The organism is Marinobacter orientalis (assembly GCF_004792665.1).
Classification (GTDB): domain Bacteria; phylum Pseudomonadota; class Gammaproteobacteria; order Pseudomonadales; family Oleiphilaceae; genus Marinobacter; species Marinobacter orientalis.
Map to the genome: position 1 here is coordinate 948,074 of NZ_SRZX01000001.1, position 18,398 is coordinate 966,471.

At 59.1% G+C, this 18,398-nt stretch carries 14 protein-coding genes; 11 read left to right on the plus strand and 3 right to left on the minus strand.

Going from position 1 to position 18,398, the window contains the following annotated elements; all coding sequences use genetic code 11:
- Position 1: 1 nt before the first annotated feature.
- The 6 genes from DIT72_RS04505 (at position 2) to znuB (ending at position 11,177) form a co-directional block, all read left to right on the plus strand.
- Positions 2 to 7,504 (plus strand): Hpt domain-containing protein, encoded by a 7,503-nt coding sequence (locus tag DIT72_RS04505; protein WP_135953980.1) that lies wholly within the window; start codon positions 2 to 4, stop codon positions 7,502 to 7,504.
- A complete protein-coding gene (locus DIT72_RS04510) occupies positions 7,504 to 8,556 on the plus strand; it encodes a chemotaxis protein CheB (protein WP_135953981.1) in 1,053 nt (350 codons plus the stop codon). Before DIT72_RS04505 ends, DIT72_RS04510 begins: the two co-directional genes overlap by 1 nt.
- Positions 8,557 to 8,567: 11 nt before the next feature.
- Complete coding sequence (locus DIT72_RS04515; RefSeq protein WP_135953982.1) at positions 8,568 to 9,029, plus strand: chemotaxis protein CheW; 462 nt, start codon at positions 8,568 to 8,570, stop codon at positions 9,027 to 9,029.
- Positions 9,030 to 9,114: 85 nt separating this feature from the next.
- The gene (locus DIT72_RS04520) at positions 9,115 to 9,609 is read left to right on the plus strand and encodes a Fur family transcriptional regulator (RefSeq protein ID WP_135953983.1); all 495 of its coding nucleotides are present in this window, start codon (positions 9,115 to 9,117) and stop codon (positions 9,607 to 9,609) included.
- Positions 9,599 to 10,378 carry a zinc ABC transporter ATP-binding protein ZnuC gene (gene znuC / locus DIT72_RS04525; RefSeq protein WP_135953984.1) on the plus strand — a complete coding sequence of 260 codons (780 nt, stop codon included), beginning with the start codon at positions 9,599 to 9,601 and terminating at the stop codon, positions 10,376 to 10,378. The genes DIT72_RS04520 and znuC overlap by 11 nt, the downstream gene beginning before the upstream one ends.
- The gene (gene znuB, locus DIT72_RS04530) at positions 10,365 to 11,177 is read left to right on the plus strand and encodes a zinc ABC transporter permease subunit ZnuB (protein ID WP_135953985.1); all 813 of its coding nucleotides are present in this window, start codon (positions 10,365 to 10,367) and stop codon (positions 11,175 to 11,177) included. The genes znuC and znuB overlap by 14 nt, the downstream gene beginning before the upstream one ends.
- Here the strand turns inward: znuB and DIT72_RS04535 are convergent.
- From DIT72_RS04535 to DIT72_RS04545, 3 genes are all read right to left on the minus strand, one after another.
- A complete protein-coding gene (locus tag DIT72_RS04535; RefSeq protein ID WP_135953986.1) occupies positions 11,168 to 11,422 on the minus strand; it encodes a CDGSH iron-sulfur domain-containing protein in 255 nt (84 codons plus the stop codon). The genes znuB and DIT72_RS04535 overlap by 10 nt on opposite strands.
- A 336-nt stretch (positions 11,423 to 11,758) precedes the next feature.
- Positions 11,759 to 12,853, minus strand: coding sequence for a patatin-like phospholipase family protein (locus DIT72_RS04540; protein WP_135953987.1), 1,095 nt, complete (start codon positions 12,851 to 12,853; stop codon positions 11,759 to 11,761).
- Positions 12,854 to 12,952: 99 nt separating this feature from the next.
- The gene (locus DIT72_RS04545) at positions 12,953 to 13,870 is read right to left on the minus strand and encodes an alpha/beta fold hydrolase (protein WP_135953988.1); all 918 of its coding nucleotides are present in this window, start codon (positions 13,868 to 13,870) and stop codon (positions 12,953 to 12,955) included.
- A 196-nt stretch (positions 13,871 to 14,066) separates the two neighbouring features.
- On the opposite strand from DIT72_RS04545, the gene folE reads away from it, so the two are divergent.
- The 5 genes from folE to DIT72_RS04570 all read left to right on the plus strand — a co-directional run bounded on the left by folE (position 14,067) and on the right by DIT72_RS04570 (position 18,270).
- Entirely contained in the window at positions 14,067 to 14,633 is a 567-nt protein-coding gene (gene folE, locus DIT72_RS04550; RefSeq protein WP_135953989.1) for a GTP cyclohydrolase I FolE, read from the plus strand.
- Between the two features lie 26 nt (positions 14,634 to 14,659).
- The gene (gene folX / locus DIT72_RS04555; protein ID WP_135953990.1) at positions 14,660 to 15,040 is read left to right on the plus strand and encodes a dihydroneopterin triphosphate 2'-epimerase; all 381 of its coding nucleotides are present in this window, start codon (positions 14,660 to 14,662) and stop codon (positions 15,038 to 15,040) included.
- A gap of 16 nt (positions 15,041 to 15,056) precedes the next feature.
- A complete protein-coding gene (locus DIT72_RS04560; protein ID WP_135953991.1) occupies positions 15,057 to 15,515 on the plus strand; it encodes a CoA-binding protein in 459 nt (152 codons plus the stop codon).
- Positions 15,516 to 15,628: 113 nt separating this feature from the next.
- Positions 15,629 to 17,890, plus strand: a complete 2,262-nt coding sequence (locus DIT72_RS04565; RefSeq protein ID WP_135953992.1) for a putative bifunctional diguanylate cyclase/phosphodiesterase — start codon at positions 15,629 to 15,631, stop codon at positions 17,888 to 17,890.
- Positions 17,891 to 17,949: 59 nt separating this feature from the next.
- Positions 17,950 to 18,270 (plus strand): hypothetical protein, encoded by a 321-nt coding sequence (locus DIT72_RS04570; RefSeq protein ID WP_135953993.1) that lies wholly within the window; start codon positions 17,950 to 17,952, stop codon positions 18,268 to 18,270.
- The last annotated feature ends 128 nt before the right edge of the window (positions 18,271 to 18,398 follow it).

Genomic DNA, 18,398 nt, shown 5'->3' on the forward strand with positions numbered 1-18,398 from the left:
TATGGGCAATCACCATGACAGCATCGCCCTGGACTGGGTTCGGGGCGAAATACAGGACACGCTGACCCAGGGTCAGCAGGCACTGGAAGCATATGTCGAGAATCGGGACGACACCGCGCGCCTGCGCTTCTGCCTGAACTATCTCCATCAGGTTCACGGTTCCCTGCAGATGGTTGAGCTTTATGGCGCAGCCCTGCTGACCGAGGAAATGGAGAAGCTCACCCAGGCCGTCCTGAACGAAGCCGTCGCCAATGTGGACGACGCGGTAGAAGTGTTGATGCAGGCTATCCTGCAGCTTCCCCAGTACCTGGAGCACCTGACCAGCAGCAAGGATGATTTTCCGATGCTGCTGCTGCCACTGCTGAACGATCTCCGGGCTGCGCGGGGCGAATCACTGCTGTCTGACACGTCGCTGTTCAAGCCCGACCTGGCACCGTCCAGGGTTGTCGCAGCAGCCAATGTATCCCAGCGTCTGCAGGATCCGAAAGTACTCGGCCATATCCGCAAACTTCGCCAGATGTATCAGTTCGCCCTTGCCGGAGTGGTTCGTGAGGCCGATCTGGACGCCCACTTCGAATACATGCAGAAGGTTATCCAGCGGCTGATACGGTTGTGCCAGAAAACCCCGCGGGGACAACTCTGGAAAGCGGCCGGTGGCTTCGTGGAAACCCTTCAGCAACACGCCAATCCGGTGAATGCCGCCGTCAAGGCATTGTTGCGGGAACTCGACGCAGAAATCCGTCGACTGGCGGAAGAGCGTGTGGACATCCTGCAACAGCCGGCCCCCGAAGCTCTCCTCAAACACCTGCTGTACTATGTTGCCCGCGCCCGGGAGCTGGATACACCGCTGGTCCAGGAACTGCGCGCCGATTACCAGCTTGACCATGCACTGCCATCCGAGGATGACGTGGACGCCGCCAAGAGCCGGGTATCCGGCCCTGGCCGCGATGCTATCCACTCGGTGGTCAGCGCCCTGAACGAAGAGCTGGCCAGGCTCAAGGATCAGCTGGATCTGTTCGTCCGTTCCGATCTGAGACAGAACGATGAGCTGGAAGAACTGCTCCCCGGGCTGCGCCAGGTGGCCAATACCCTCGCTGTGCTTGGTCTGGGCATACCCCGCAAGGTCATTACCGAACAGCTTGAACTGGTGGAAAAGCTCTCCGCCCAGCCTGAAGCAGTAGATGACGGTACGCTGATGGATATCGCCGGCGCCCTGCTGTACGTGGAAGCCAGCCTCGCCGGGCTCGACAGCGATCGGCAGTCCGAGACCAGCCGCGCTGGCGAGGATCAGCAGTCCGTTAACATGGGTTCGCAAGAGCTGGGAGAAGCCAGCAGCGCCCTGTTAAGGGAATCACGCAATACCCTGGAGCAGGTCAAGACTGCCATCGTCAACTTCATTGCCTCCCAGTGGGAAACCGGCGAAATCGAACACGTGCCCGGTTTGCTTCACAGCATCCGCGGTGGCCTGAGGCTTATCCCTCTGGATCGTGTTGCCGACATGCTCGCCTCGGCCGAGCGCTACATAACCGATGTTCTGCTCGGGGGCAGGCAGGTTCCGGACTGGAAGCAGCTGGATACCCTGGCAGATGCGATTACGAGCATCGAGTACTACCTGGAGCGGCTGGCGGAAGGCATCGAGGACAATGACAGTGTTCTGGCCGTGGCGGAAACCAGCCTCGACTCCCTTGGCTTTCCGGTTGGCGCAGAGCCCACGTGGCAGCATCCGACGGAGGAAGAAGTACCTCTGGTTGAACCGGAAATGCCCGCAGAGTCAGCTGAAGCCGATACCAGGGGTTCGGATGAAGAGCTGCTGGATGACGAAATACTTGGCATCTTTGTCGAAGAAGCCGAAGAAGTCCTGGAAACCATCTACGAATTCTACCCTCGCCTGCGCCAGAACCATGACGATCGCGAAGCATTGACCGAAGTCCGCCGCGCCTTCCATACCCTCAAGGGCAGCGGCCGTCTTGTCGGCGCTACCAGTATTGGTGAGCTGGCCTGGGCGGTGGAAAACCTGCTGAATCGGGTCATTGACCAGACACTCCGGCCCAGTGACGAGATGTTCAGCCTGATCGACGATGTCAACGGCCGAATCCCTGCGCTGATCAATGACTTCCGCAGTGGCCAGGCTGATGGTGATGTGGCAGAGCTCATCGGGCGTGCCGAGTCCATGTCCACCACACGCAAGACCGAGATTGACAGTGCTAGCGCCGAGTCTGCCGCTGAATCTGACAGCGGGGAGACGGCAGCGGAAATCCCGCCAGAGCCACCGGCAGCGGTAGCGCAGGCAGAACAGTCTGTTGCAGAAGATGACGCAGAAGACGATCTCATCGACGACGAAATTCTCGAGATCTTTATCGAGGAAGCCGGTGAGGTTCTGGATACCATCGGTGAATTCCTGCCCATGCTGCTTCGCCAGCACGATGACCGTACCGCGCTGTCCGAAGTCCGACGCGGGTTCCACACCCTCAAGGGCAGTGGCCGCATGGTTGGAGCGCTGGTTGTCGGCGAGCTGGCCTGGTCTGTCGAGAACATGCTGAACCGCGTCATTGACGGCAGCATCTTCATGAATGATGACATTGCCGGTTTGTTGGAGGAGATAACGGCGGTTCTCCCCGAACTGGTCGAAGACTTCGAGAAGGGGCGCGCTCCGTCCCGTGACATCTCGGCGCTGGAAGCGCGTGCCACGGCCATGGCGAACGGAGAGATTCCCGACACCAGCACCATGCCGCCGTCGGACTCGCCGTCAGCCTCAGACAGGGAACACACCGCCGGGGCCCTGCAAACCGGGACAGACGACGAAAACGCCGTAGACCCCGTACTGCTGGATATTTTCGAGAGCGAGACCGAGACCCACCTGCAAACCCTGCAGGACTTTATCCACTCCGCCGGCGACAAGGCAAGCATTGCCTACACGGACGATCTCTCGCGGGCGCTTCATACCCTCAAAGGCAGCGCGCATACTGCGGGGATCGCGCCGATCGCCGCTGTGATTACGCCGCTGGAACGGTTTGTCAAGGAAGCCCGCGCCCGGAACAAGCGGGCTGACCAGGAAGTTGTCGGCCTCGTCGGTAACGCCTGTGACTTCCTCACCCAGGGTCTGAGCCAGATCCGGGAGAACCCCCAGGGTGACCTTCCCGGCACGGACATCTTCCTGGAAAAGCTGGAACAGATAAGCAATGCCACGCTGCGCGGCACCCGCTCCCGTGATGATGACACCGAAGACGATAACCGGCCGCAACTGGTCCAGCTATTCCTCAATGAAGGCCTGGACATCCTTCTGGATGCCGACCGGATTCTTGACGGGTGGGAGGAAGATCCCGGGCAGACCTCCGCACTGGACACCCTGCGTGCAGAGTTGCAGCAGTTGACTCGCGGTGCGCAACAGGCTGGCCTGACAGACGTTGCCGAGCTCTCGGGCGCGCTCACGAACGTTTACCAACGCGCTGCAAGGCCGGAATTCCAGCCAGATCCGCTCTTCTTCGATACCATCCGCGCAGGCCACGAACACCTGATCAACATGATGGATCAGGTGGCGGCCGGACTTGCCACTGAAAGCGGTGATGAGCTGATAGCCGCTCTCGGCGGGCTCGCTGTTGATGCTTCCGACGAGGCAGAAGAAACGGCGGATGCCTTTGAACAGGAATTCACCGGTGATCTGGAGGAGATTGATCGCAGCTTTGAGCTGGATACCGAAGATGCGGCGGAAGAAGGCAACGAACCGCCACCGCTGGCGGAAACAGACGAAGATCTGGATCAGGAACTGGCTGAGATCTTCCTGGAGGAAGCCCGCGACCTGATTGACAGTACAGCGGATGCTTTACAGAGCTGGAGTGACAATACCGGCAATCTTGACCTCCTGCGCCTGCTACAACGGGATCTGCATACACTGAAAGGTGGTGCTCGCCTTGCCGATATCCCGCCCGTTGGCGACCTTTCCCACGAACTGGAAAATCTGTTCGAAGGGCTGACGGAAAACCGCCTTGTCGTTACCGGCGAACTGTCCGACCTGCTGTTCCGCTGCCACGATCGCCTGGCGGGCATGGTGGATGCCCTGGAGCAGAACCAGCCGCCACGGCCGGCACCCGACCTTATCAGTGAAATCCACGCCTACATGGACAGCGCCACCGGCGGCTCCCGTCCAGCCACAGACATAAACCACGACGATGCCGAAGCCGGGGGTGATGAGGACACTCCGCTGGCTGATCCGGAGGAAGGCGACAGCGGGGAGGCGGAACATGGTACCGACCTCTCCCATCTCGACCCGGAGCTGACTGGCATCTTCCTGGAAGAAGCCTATGACCTGATCAACTCCACGGGCAGCGCACTGCACACCTGGAGTGAAGACACCTCCAACCGTGAAATTGCAGCACAGTTGCAGCGTGATGTGCATACGCTCAAAGGCGGTGCCCGCATGGCGGGTGTCGATGCCATTGGCGACCTGACCCATGTGCTTGAAGACCTGTTCGAGAAAGTTGCCGAGGGTCAGCTCAGCGCCAGTGATGACATGAACGACCTGCTGTTCGCCTGCCACGACCGGCTTGCGCAGATGGTCGAGCAGATAGCCACGCAGAAGCCGTGTCCGCCGGCGACGGAGCTGGTCGAGCAGGTGGAAGCCATTCTCTCCGGCAAACCGCTGCCCCCGGCAGAAGCTGAAGAAGCCCAGGAAGAGCCTGAAGGAAACGGGGACGCTGTTGATCAGCCAGAGCAACAGCCAGCCTCCGCCGCAGATGCCATTGCCGAGGGGGCCGACGATGATCTGGCAGGCATCTTCCTCGATGAGGGGCTGGAGATTCATGAAGCCATTGGCGAATGCCTGGCGCAGTGGAAAGACGAACCGGAGGAGCTGATCGGGGTAACCCAGCTGCAACAGGAGCTGCATACCCTCAAGGGGGGCGCACGCCTGTCCGATGTCGACCCTATTGCCGATCTGGCCGAAGCCTGGTCGGACGCGCTGGACCCCCTGATTGCCGGCTCCAACAACCAGGCTGTTGTGCTGGAACTCAGTGAGAAAGCTCATGGCGATTTGCGGAACATGCTTGCCAGCCTGGAAGACGGCAATAAGCCGGCCGCTGACAGGGTACTCATCGAGGCACTGAAAAATGCCTACAGCGCCTCAGGCGGTGAACTTTCCGAAGCCACTGCGCCAGCCGCGGCTTCCGGTGAGGAAGACGCTGTTGATGCTGAGGTTCTGGAGATCTTCCTGGAAGAGGCCGGCGAGATTCTCGACCAGCTCGAGCAGTTGCTGGACGACTGGCGCAAAGACCCGGGCAACCACCATTTTAACCAGGAAGCCCAGCGCGCACTGCATACCCTCAAAGGTGGTGCCCGACTGTCACAGCTTGCCGACCTGGGCGACAAGGCCCATGCTCTGGAAACACGGTTGATTGACCTCGGTGGTAACACCCCGGGCAATGACGCCTGGCAGGCCATAACTGAACATCACGATGGCATTGTGGCGCTGGTCACCGACATCCGTAACCGGTTTGAAAATACCGGCGCGGCTCCCGAAACCACTGAACCGGAAGCGAAGACACCGGAAGCAGCAACAGCCCCGGAGCCGGCCACAGAGAAGCCTGCCGAGCCGGAAAAACCGGCAGCACCTGCGCCCAGGCCCGAAAAAACGCCCTCCAGAACACCTGCGAAGGCGACTAACGCCCAGCGCGCGCCCCAGGAAACCATCCGGGTATCGGCACCATTGCTGGACGAGCTGGTCAACCTGGCAGGTGAAACCAGCATTACCCGTGGCCGTCTGGAGCAGCAGACCAGCGACTTCAGCCACAACCTCGACGAAATGGCCGCTACCATCGAGCGTCTGCGTGAACAGTTGCGCCGGATGGAAATCGAGACCGAAACACAGATCCTGTTCCGCGCCGAGAAAGAGCATGGACCGGATTACGGCGACGACTTCGACCCGCTGGAAATGGATCGATATTCCGCCATCCAGCAGCTGTCGCGGGCCCTGACGGAATCCTCATCGGACCTTACCGACCTGCGGGAAACCCTGTCCGACCGGGTACGGGACACCGAGACCCTTCTGGTACAGCAGTCACGGATCAATACGGAACTCCAGGAAGGTCTGATGAAGACCCGGATGATTCCGTTTGCCTCCATGGTACCCCGGCTACGCCGGATCGTTCGCCAGATCAGCGGCGAGCTCGGCAAGAAAGTCGAGTTTGATGTCCGTAACCCGGAAGGGGAAATGGACCGCAACATCCTCGAACGCATGATCGCGCCGCTGGAACACATGCTGCGTAACGCACTGGACCACGGCATTGAGACGCCGGCAGACCGCAAGCAGGCCGGCAAGCCGGAAACCGGAGAGGTTACCCTGTCACTGACCCGCGAAGGTGGCGATGTGGTACTGAGAATGATCGACGACGGCGCCGGCATCCCCGCCGGTGTCATCCGCGACAAGGCCGTTCGCCAGGGCATGATGTCGGCGGATGAGGACCTGAGCGAGCGGGAAATTCTGCAGTTCATTCTGCAGCCGGGCTTCTCGACTGCGCAGCAGGTGACCCAGATTTCCGGCCGCGGCGTCGGCATGGACGTGGTTGCCAGCGAGATCAAACAGCTCGGCGGCAGCCTGGATATTGATTCCACGGTTGGCAGGGGCACTGTCTTCACCGTCCGCCTGCCATTCACGGTATCGGTAAACCGCGCGCTGATGGTGTCTACCGGTGAGGATTTCTACGCCATACCGCTGAACACCATTGAGGGTATCGTGCGGGTCAGCACCTACGAGCTTGAAGAATACTACAAGCCGGACGCGCCCCTGTACGAGTACGCCGGCCAGCACTACCGCCTGCAGTATCTGGGCAGCCTGCTGAACAGCGATCACCATCCCAAGCTCCAGGGCCAGGCCCTGCCATTGCCAGTGATCCTGGTGCGTGGTGCCGAGCAGCCCATGGCCCTGCAGGTGGACAGCCTGATGGGTAGCCGCGAAATCGTGGTCAAGTCCCTTGGCCCGCAGTTCAACACGGTTCGGGGTGTCTCCGGTGCCACCATCCTTGGCGACGGCAACGTGGTGGTGATACTGGATCTGCCGGCGATGATCCGTTCCGATATCCTCTCCGAGCGCCAACGCATTGCCAACCTCGAAAAGGCGAAAGAAGCATCACGCCGCGAGGAGCAGGCTACCGTGGTTATGGTGGTGGACGACTCGGTCACAGTCCGCAAGGTTACCTCGCGCCTGCTGGAACGTAATGGCATGGAAGTCATCACTGCCAAAGACGGTCTGGATGCGGTGGCACAGCTGCAGGATCACAGGCCGGACATCATCCTGCTGGACATCGAGATGCCCCGCATGGACGGGTTCGAAGTGGCCAGCTTCGTGCGCCACGATGACAGTCTCAGAGACACTCCGATCTGTATGATCACCTCACGTACCGGTGAAAAACACCGGGAACGGGCATTGGCCATAGGTGTCAACGAATACCTCGGCAAGCCTTTCCAGGAGACCGACCTGCTTGACACCATCACGCGGCTGACCGGGAATCAGTGATGACCGGTCAGCCAGGACGGGCAACGGTCGGCATTGTCTCGGACATCGTGCTGCAACGGCACCGGCTGCACGAAGCCACGTCCAGGTTCGGCCTGGACGTCTGCTTTTCCGGCGACCCGGATCGCCTGCAGGGTTATCCGGAGTTCCCGGCTGCCAGTCTGTGGCTGATTACGCTGGAAGACGAGGCAGACCACCCGGTCCTGTTTGATCATCTGCTGGAGAACACCCAGGCACCGGTTCTGTTTGGCCTGGACCCGGCCCCGAAGCCCGGCACCACCGACTATGTGCGGTGGGAACGCCGATTACTGGACAAACTGGAACAGAGCCTCGGGCACCTTGAGAAGCTGGATTCTGCCGCCGCTATCGAGGAACTGGCCAACGACCAGCCCCGGACAGCAGGCTCGCCAGCACTGCCCCGCTGGATTCCGCCGGCCTCTGCAGACCTGCCGGCCGCAGAGATCTGGATTCTGGGGGCTTCACTTGGAGGCCCGGCGGCTGTCAAAACCTTTCTCGATAACCTGCCTCCGGGATTACCGGTGGGATTCGTCTATGCCCAGCATATCGACAGCAACTTTACCGAAGTGCTGACCCGTGTGCTCGGTCGCCATGCCCACTACCAGCTGAAACCGGCGGAAAATGGCTATCGCATTCACAACGGTGACGTTATCCTGATGCCGGTTGAGCATGAATGGACCCTGGACGACAGCGGTGCACTCCAGCAGCGGGACACGCCCTGGCCGGGCCCCTACGGCCCGTCGATTGACCAGGTACTGCTGAACATTGGTGACCATTACGGAGCTAATTGTCACGCCATCGTGTTTTCCGGAATGGGCAATGACGGCGCCATTGCCGCGCCATTGCTGAAGGCCTATGGTAGCCGCATCTGGGTGCAGGAAAGCACCAGCTGCGGCAACAGTTCGATGCCCGACTCGGTGGCAGCAACCGGTTGTTCCGTGTTTTGTGGCACGCCGGAACAGCTGGCCCGGGAACTCGTCAAAACGATTGAAGAATCCTGCCTGCTCAAGGGCCGGCAAAAACGGGATTCCGCCTGAGGAAATGAGTAATGAACGACAACAGCCAGACCCTGCCCTGCGTTATGATTCCCATGAGCGGAAAACAACTGCTGTTACCGAACGTTTCGATAGCGGAGGTTGTGGATTTCGCCAGTTCCGACCCGGCAGCCAATACACCGGAATGGCTGGTCGGTGAATTGGACTGGCGTGGCCTGAACCTGCCGGTTATCTCCTACGATGCAGCCAACGGCGGCAAGCTCATAGTCCCCGGTGGCAATCGGGGGCGCATTGTGGTGCTGAACACCATCGGAGACCACCACAATTCGGTGCCCTTCATGGCCCTGGTTACCCAGGGCATTCCCAGCCAGACACGCCTGACTGAAGATCAGCTGAAAAAAGTGGAAGGCGAGACCGGCCCCGCGGACCTGATGGTGGTGGAAGTGGACGGCGAAACCGCCATTATCCCGGATCTGGGCTACCTTGAGTCCCTGGCGGTGGAAGCATCCCGCTAGCTGAACCATCACGCTGAATTCGACACAGACGTGGCACTGTTTTTTGCTAATGTTATAATGTTGCAAATTCCGCAGGCCAGTGCCCATGTCATCCAGCGCTCTTCCCTATCGCCCCCATAACCACGAGGTTTGTGTTGCACAGGCACTGGCTGAGGCCAGGTCTATCTGTCAGCAGCATAATGCCCGCCTGACACCAACCCGCGAGCGGGTACTGGAATTGATCTGGCAATCCCACAAACCCCTTGGCGCCTATGACGTTCTCGCGGTTCTGGCAGAAGACGGCCATAACGCCGCGCCGCCAACCGTCTATCGTGCCCTCGACTTCCTTCAACAGCACGGTCTGGTGCACAGGATCGCCTCCCTCAATGCTTTTATCGGCTGCACTCATGCGGGTGAACGTCATAACGGTATGTTCCTGATCTGCCATACCTGCGGCAATGTCCTGGAACTGACCGCGCCGGGCGTATCCAATGCAGTAACACTGGCGGCTGCGGAGCAATCCTTCCAGCCGGATGACGTGACCATTGAGGTGGCAGGCTACTGCCCGCGCTGTGTACCGGAACCTGCCCATGACAGATGAAGCGCTGGTCGAACTGAAACGGTTAACCGTCAGATTTGATGACCGGCCTGTGGTTGATCACGTGGATTTACGCGTCCGGCGGGGCGATATCATCACCATTATTGGTCCGAATGGCGCTGGCAAGACGACGCTCATCAAGGCGGTACTGGGCATACAACCAATCTCTGGCGGCTCCCTGAGCATGACTCCCGGGCTGACCATTGGCTACGTTCCCCAGCATCTGACCCTTGAAAGCACACTGCCTATCAGCGTGAAACGCTTTATGCTGCTCAGCGGTCGTCCGCAAAAGCAGTGCCTTGATGCGCTGGCAAAGACCGGCATTGAGCACCTGTTCAATGCCTCGGTTCACCACCTGTCCGGTGGCGAGAAGCAGCGATTGCTGCTGGCCCGGGCACTGGCGCGAAGACCGGACCTGCTGGTGCTGGATGAACCCGCCCAGGGCGTGGATATAAACGGCCAGGCAGCACTCTATGATCTGATCCGGAGCGTGCGGGACGATCTGAACTGCGGCGTGATAATGATCTCCCACGACCTGCACCTGGTTATGGCAGCCACCGACCGGGTTATCTGCCTTAACCAGCACGTGTGCTGCAGTGGTTACCCGGCCGATATCTCGCACGACCCGGCCTTCATTGAAACCTTCGGACAACCGGTAGCGGAAAGCCTGGCGGTATACCATCACCACCACAATCACAGCCACGATCTCCACGGTGATGTTGTATCCGGCGAGGACGATGGCCACAGGGAGTGCTCCCATGCCCATCATTGATGCCGTGCTCGGGGACTTTTTCTGGCGGGCACTGATTGGCGGGCTTGGGGTAGCCCTGGTGGCCGGGCCGCTGGGCTGTTTCGTGGTGTGGCGGCGCATGGCCTACTTCGGAGATACCCTGGCCCATTCCGCGCTGCTGGGCATTGCCCTGAGTTTTCTGATCAGCGTGCCCGTCAACCTGGGTGTGATCATCACCTGCGTGGTGCTGGCCGTGGCTCTGGTTCTGTTCTCCCGCAGCAAGACTCTTGCCACCGATACCCTGCTGGGAATTCTGGCCCACAGTGCACTCGCCATTGGCCTGGTGACCCTCAGCTTCATGCCGGACATCAGGGTGGATCTGACCGGCCTGCTGTTCGGCGACCTGCTCGCCATGAGTCGCCGGGACCTGCTCTGGATCTACGGCGGTGCGGCGCTGATTCTGGGGTTACTCACCGTGCTTTGGCGTGGCCTGCTGATGAGCACCATTCACGAAGAGCTGGCGAGGGTTGAAGGTGTGCCGGTAGAACGCCTGCGGCTGGCACTGATGCTGATGTTTTCGATCGTCATCGCCGTTGCCATGAAGATTGTCGGGGTACTGCTGATCACCGCATTACTGATTATTCCCGCCGCCACCGCCCGGCGACTGGCACACAACCCCGAGCACATGGTGGGGCTGGCCATCGTATTCGGTTTTGTTGCCGTTAGCGGTGGGCTGACGCTGTCCTGGCACCTTGATACGCCCGCCGGTCCGTCGGTGGTGGTTACTGCGTTTTCAGTATTTCTGCTGATCTACGGCTCGGCCCGCCAGGCTCAGTCCTGACTGAGGGTCTTATGGGTGCCATCACACAGCGGTGGTGTTCCGGTGTGTTTGCAGCCACAGAATGTCACCTTTTCTTCCTTCTCGGCGGTGTATTTCACCGGCGTAAAGCCGGTCCCCTTGTGGGAGCCGTCGCAGAAAGGCTGACTCTCGCTACGGCCACAGGCGCACCACAAATAGTTCGTGCCGGCCTCCACTAAAACGGAATAGGGCGTGGTACTGGCTACTACTGGTTTCTCATCAGTCATCGGATAATCCCTGGTTATTTTTTCGACATTCCTGGGCAGTATAGTCAATGTACTGAGTGTTGCCGCGTTCCTGGCCTGCTTTTCTGGTGCAGGCTGGCATTGGGAGGGGCCTTGCCAGACACGCTACAAGCCCGTGCGGACCGCTACCAGGAAAGATCGCGTTATCCGTAAGCTGCGAGCATCGGTGCGGGGCACCTGTGCCAAACCGTGGAGCGCCAGGGATGGCGCGACCGAGCCCTACAGGGACGTATTTACGGGCGTGTTTGGAACAGGTGCCCTGCACCGATGCCTCCCCCAGGCCCAAAGGCCAGAATCCAATAAAACCCACCCGCGTTATCAGCGCTTCCCATCAAGTGGCCGCAACACGTCTTTCAGGCGGCCGGACTCCACCAGTTCCATGAACTCGTCGCCGAGGCGGTCACTCTCCGCAATGGCCTTGCGCCAGGCACGCTCACGGCCGGCGTCGTCACCAAGGTAGTGTTCGAAATCCTTGCGGTCCGGCAGCTTTTTGTCGGGGAGCGTCTCCAGATATTGGGGAGACGGCGACACCAGCAGCACGTCCTGCAGCCGGGTGGCATCACCCCGGCGCCAGGGCAGGGTCTTGTCGAACCAGCCGGGAACGACCTTATCGGTGAAGTGGGGATAGAGAATCACGCCAGGCTGTTTGTAGGGCAGATCCAGGTGATAGTCCAGCAGGCCACCGTCGCGGTAGAGTCCATCCGGTGCGCCGGGGATGTTGCGAACGCCGGACATCACCATGGGAATGGACGCCGAAGCCAGCAGCGCCGGCATCAGGTTGTCGCGGCTCAGGGCTATTTCATGGCTGGGGAAGTCCACCAGTTTGCCCAGGGGGGCTTTCTGCCGGGCGTCGTGGATGATGGCGCGCTCCATAAAGCGGCCCAGGTGGCGGCGACTGACCATATTGGCGCTGATGGTGTTCATCAGCGCCAGGCCGAGGCGGCCCCTGGTATCGTGCTCCAGCATGCCGCGGCTGCGGACCACGACAATATTCAGGCGATACCAGGGATGATTGAGGATGTGCTCCTCACAGCCGGCCAGTAATTCTTCCAGGAACAGCACACTCTTGCGGCTGACTTCAGCCATGCTGACACCCTTGGCGAAACGCTGATCGGTGTAAAGATCTGCCAGCCGGGCCAGTTGTGCCCCGGGATCGTCCGTTGACGCTACCGCTGCAAACCGCCAGCTTCCGATCGAAGAGCCAATAAGCGAACGCACCTGTGGCTTCTGCGGCAGAAAGTCGCCGAATATTGCCTTGTCGAGGCCGGAAATACCCAGCGCCTTGGGGCCACCCGCCGCTCCGGGCACAACATGCACATCGGCTGCAGTAAAAGGTTGCTTCTGCAACCGCGCCAGGGCGCGGTTGCCGGCGCGAATGGTCAGCGCAGGCGGACGGGTGTGGACAGCGGTCATAGCGGCTCCTTGATCAGAGCCAGCGAGTTTATCTAACTGCAGGCCGGGCAGCCATAGGCGCAGCATCCCGATTGACGCCAGCGCCAGTGTTGCGCCTGGCTACTTCGTTTGCCGGCAAAAATCCCGCCAGGCCCGATAAACCTCTGCTGCACTCTCGAAATGCGGGTAGTGGCCGACATTGCGCAGACCGACTACGTCGGCATCGGATATGAGCTCACGATAACGCCTGGCCATTGCGGCTCCGGAAACGGGGTCCGCCACACCGGAGATCAATCTCATCGGCTGCTTCGCATTCTGCAGCGCGCCCACCCAGCGATGGCGGTGACAGCGGCGTTCTTCCATGAAATGAATCAGGTTGTGCAGGATGCCACGGCCATTGTTGTAGGTCAGCAGATACCAGAAATCATCCATGTCCTCCTGGCCGGGCGCGTTATCGGGCGCGAACAGACGCCGGAAACTCCGCTCGAACACACCGCGGGTCAGACCCCGGCTGATCAGCCCTCCCAATGGACTACCCAGCAGCTTCTGTATCAGCAGGGGGTTGTGTACCTCCGGGAAAAGCGCCCCGTTGAGAAAGCCGACGCGGGTGATGGCAAATGGCAATACCCCTTCCTGGTCACGAGCCAACAGTTCCTGGGCCACACTGCATCCGTAATCGTGGGCTAACAGGCTGACATTTTTTAGGCCAAGGCCCGCAAGCCACCCCTCGATCATATCTGCCTGGTCTTCAATACTGTAATCATACAGTGCCGGCTTGTCAGAGAAGCCAAAGCCCAGCATATCCAGGGTCAGCAGCGAATGATGCTGCACCAGCATTGGCCACAGCCGGCTCCAGTCCCAACTGGCGGTAGGAAAGCCATGAAGCAGCACCACAGTATCGCCCTGCCCGGCCATGCGACTGAAAATGGCGTGCCCCCCGTAGGAAAACCATTTACCCTTCTGCTGCCAGCCTTCCAGCGTCCCTTTCATTGCGCCCTGAGCTGTCAGGCCCTGCGCTCCTGGTATCACCTGTTCCATTCCGGTTCCCTGAAACCTGCCCGAGAATGGAACTCTAAATCAAACGGGCCGGGGCCGCCATATCCGGACAGGCATTTTGCCAAACAGGGGGCTGCCGGGGGTGGTCTTATTAAACCGGATAGTCGTAGATCTGGAGGACACTGGCAAATTCCCTTAAGCTTTCGCCTTTGAACCGACACCAACACCGGAAGCCTCTATGACCAACAAGCTTGACGACCTGGCCAGCCATTTCCAGCACATTATCGCCGGCCTGGGCGAAGATCCTGGCCGCGAGGGCCTGCAGAACACTCCTCTGCGGGCAGCGAAGGCCATGCAGTTTCTCACCCAGGGGTACCGACAGAGTCTCGATGTCCTGGTTAACGATGCCGTTTTCGAGTCCTCCATGGATGAAATGGTTGTGGTTCAGGACATTGAGCTTTACAGCATGTGTGAGCATCACATGCTGCCGTTTATCGGCAAATGCCATATTGCCTACCTGCCTCAGGGCAAGGTATTGGGGCTGTCCAAGTTTGCACGCATTGTTGACATGTATGCGCGCCGGCTGCAGATCCAGGAAAATCTCACCCGTGAAATTGCCGAGGCCGTCGAAATGGTCACCGGAGCCAAGGGTGTCGCTGTGGTTATTGAAGCCCAGCACATGTGCATGATGATGCGCGGCGTTGAAAAGCAGAACTCACGTATGAAGACCTCAGTGATGTTGGGCCAGTTCAGGAAATCCCAGGCCACACGGACTGAATTCCTGACACTGATTCGGGATCGCTGAATATCCATCGATAACCTGGAGACCAGATGACTGCCGTGACCGGAAACCACCAAGCCACCGTGCGCATAAAGGATCTGCTGCTACGCGCGTATATCGGCATCAAGGAAGAGGAAATCAGCAACCAGCAGGACGTGCTGATCAATGTCCGGCTGACCTACAATGCGGCGGACGCCATCAACCAGAACGATATCCGTGTGGCACTGAACTATCGCACGATCACCAAACAGATCATCAGCCATGTAGAAGGCAACCGTTTTGCCCTTCTGGAGCGGCTGACCCACGAAGTGCTCTGCATTGTTATGGAGCATCAGGCGGTCAGCTGGGCCGAGGTGGAAATCGACAAGCCCCATGCGTTACGCTATGCGGAATCGGTGTCTGTCCGCCTTGAGGCACACCGGGCCACCTGACAAACCGGTAACCCGCATGTCCCGTAACAATCCCGAACAGCTACGCAGAATACTCGAAACCGTCCGCACTATTGCCCTGGTTGGTGCCAGCGACAAGTCCAGCCGCCCCAGCCATGAAGTGATGGCCTATCTGCAGGGGCGCGGGTACCGGGTGATACCGGTAAATCCCAGACTGGCAGGCAAGACGGTTCTCGGTGAAACCGTCTGGCCGGACCTCGCTTCTGTCACTACTCCCGTCGATATGGCAGATCTTTTTCTGGCCCCTGACCGCACCGACCCCGTCATAGACGACGCCATCAAACAGCAAATACCGGTTATCTGGATGCAGCTCGGGGTCATTAATGCAGAGGGTGCACTGCGGGCGGAAGAGGCAGGCATCACTGTTGTCATGGACAAATGCCCCAAGCAGGAAATTCCACGCCTTGGCATACCCCCTGTGACACAAACCGCAACGTCCCCTCGCGAAGGCCGGTAGTCCGCTCTCAGGCATGGATTCAACAATCGGTAACAGAACATCGCGTTTATCCCTCATAATCGGGGGAATCCGGCCGATATCCTGTTCAGTGAGTTCACCAACCGGAGCACTTTGTGGATAAACCTGCGTCAGCGCTATCCCTGTTTGTCAGGGGCTTGCTGAATCCGGTATTTCCAGCGCTGATTCTCCTGGTGTTCCTGGGTATCGCCCTGGTTCTGCAATACGGCATTGAAAGGCAGGATAACGCCCAGATCCAGTCCAATCTGGACAACGAGGCCCTCTCCATGGCCAAGCGCCTGGAGCGGGAATTTCTGGTTCATGCCGCGGCCATTCGGCGAATGGCGAAACGCCAGGAAGCCGCCCCGGACCTATCCCGGGAAGTATGGGCGCAGGACGCCCAGAACTACCTGGCCGATTTTGGTGTCTACCAGGCGATCGGATGGATTGACGAGAACTTCATAATCCGCTGGATAAAGCCCTACCAGGGCAACGAAGAGGCCATTGGCAACAGCGTCGCTTTCTCACCGGAGCGCCGGCAGGCTCTGGAAACAGCCAGGGCTACCGGCAACCTCGACATTTCCGGCGTTATTGACCTGAAACAGGGTGGCAAAGGGCTGGTTATCTACGCACCAATACTCTCCGGTGTCACCGACAACGGTTTCATTGCCGGCGTCTTCAGAATGGAAACACTTGCCCGAGAACTGTTTTCCCGGCGAGCACTGGAGTCCTTCCGCATTGATATACTGGACGATGGTAGCCCCACGTATGCCTTGAATCCCTCGGTGGCCACGGATCCCTCCTTCTCCAGCAGTGTCCGCGTCGAATTACCGACCCTGGACTGGACCCTGAAGGTTACCCCCTCTGTTTCCTGGGTGGGAGATCAGCGTAACAACTGGCCCTTGGTGACCTTCGTTGTCATGTTGTGCATGGGACTGTTGGTCAGTCTCACAACCTTGCTGGTGCAGCAGATTCTCAAACGCAATCAGGTGTTACTGAAAACGCGGCGCGAGCTGGATGCAGAAATCGGTCAGCGCCAGGCGGTACAGCAGGACCTGGTAAGGCTTGAAACCACTGACACACTGACCGGGCTGGCCAACCGCCGCTTTTTCATGGAAGACCTGGCCCATACCATGAGTATTGCCGACCGGCAGCTGCGGCAGTTAGCACTGGTGATGATCGACCTCGACCGCTTTCAGATGCTCAACGACTCGCTCGGTCACCAGTTCGGGGACGAACTGCTGATCAGGGTGTCCGAACGCCTGAACGCTCTCAGCGATGAAAGGATCATGGTCGCTTACTCTGGCGGCGACGAATTCATGATCCGCCAACAGCACGTGGAAGACATTGACGACATCATCAATCTGCTGGGCCAGATCAAGCATTGCTTTGAAGCGCCTTTTAATGTCCAGGGCGAAAAGCACGGCATCACCGCTACCATGGGCGTAGCAGTGTATCCCCAGAGCGGTCTCGACGCCGATACCCTGATGCGTAATGCGGACGTGGCGCTGTACCGGGCCAAAGAACAGGGCCGTAACACCTATCAGTTCTATACCGAGGGCATGCAGAACCGGGAAGTCATGCGCCTGGAGCTGGACAAAGATCTGGACAATGCCCTCGCTGAGGAAGAATTTGTGCTCTATTTCCAGCCCCAGCTGGATCTCAATGACTCATCGATCAACAGCGTGGAAGCTCTGATCCGCTGGCAGCATCCCCGCCGCGGCCTTCTGCCACCGGTGGACTTCATTCCCCTGGCGGAGGAAAGCGGACGCATTACCGATATCGGCCGCTGGGTTGTCATGGCGGCCTGCCGGCAGCTGGCAAAATGGCAGAACAGTCCGTTTTCCAACCTGCGTATTGCAGTAAACCTGTCAGGCCGCGAGCTGGACGACGAAAGTATTGTCGACCACATCCAGAATACGCTGGAATCTCACGGTGTTCCCGCAGACCGGCTGGAAGTGGAGCTGACAGAAGAGATTTTCATCCAGAACATCGAGCACAACCTCAACCAGCTCTCAAAGCTCCATAAGTTGGGTGTGCACCTGGCCATCGATGACTTCGGCGTTGGTTATTCCTCATTGGGTTACCTGCGGGATTTCCCGGTGGACCTGCTTAAAATCGACCGTTCCTTCATTACCGATGTCACCGAGCGCCATGACAATGCTGTCATTACCCGGGCAGTGATCAATCTCGCCCATAACCTGGGAATCCAGGTGGTGGCCGAAGGCGTGGAAACCCGGGAACAACTGAACTTCCTGAAAGATCACCGCTGCGATCTGATCCAGGGCTATCTGATCAGCCGACCGATTCCCGCCGACGAACTGGAGAAGGCGCTGGGCGCCGGTTTGCTGAATCTGGATACGCCGGTTGGTAGCTGATTGAAATGGGGGCTTTGAATCACCACTATTAGGGGTATCAGTTTTCAAGGTACCGGCTTATGAGTGCAAAATATCTGACCAGGGAACAGGAAGACCGCTTGCGGCGATGGGAAACCTGGAACAAGCGTTATTTTATTTTCGCGTTCTTCGCGCTGATTATAATTCTGGTTTTCAGCAGCCAGCTTGGTCTTTCCAGCGACGACAGCTGGGGCCCGCTGGGGATTCTCATTGCGGTATTGATCACTCCTATCATCGTCCTGCAATTGCGTCTGGAATGTCCTGCCTGTGGCCAGAAAATCGGCTGGCAGGCCAAGCTGATGGCCCCGGACCAGTGCAAGGCCTGTGGCACGTTCCTGCGCTCAAAAGACTCCTCTTCCTGAAAAAACCTTTGACCTGTGAGTAGCTCACAGGTTTTAGTCTATCCTTGGTGCAATGGCGGGTGGCATCCGAAGTGGAGTGCCATCCGTGAAGGAAAGACATCCTTTTCCGAAACACGCTCCTTCGGCCC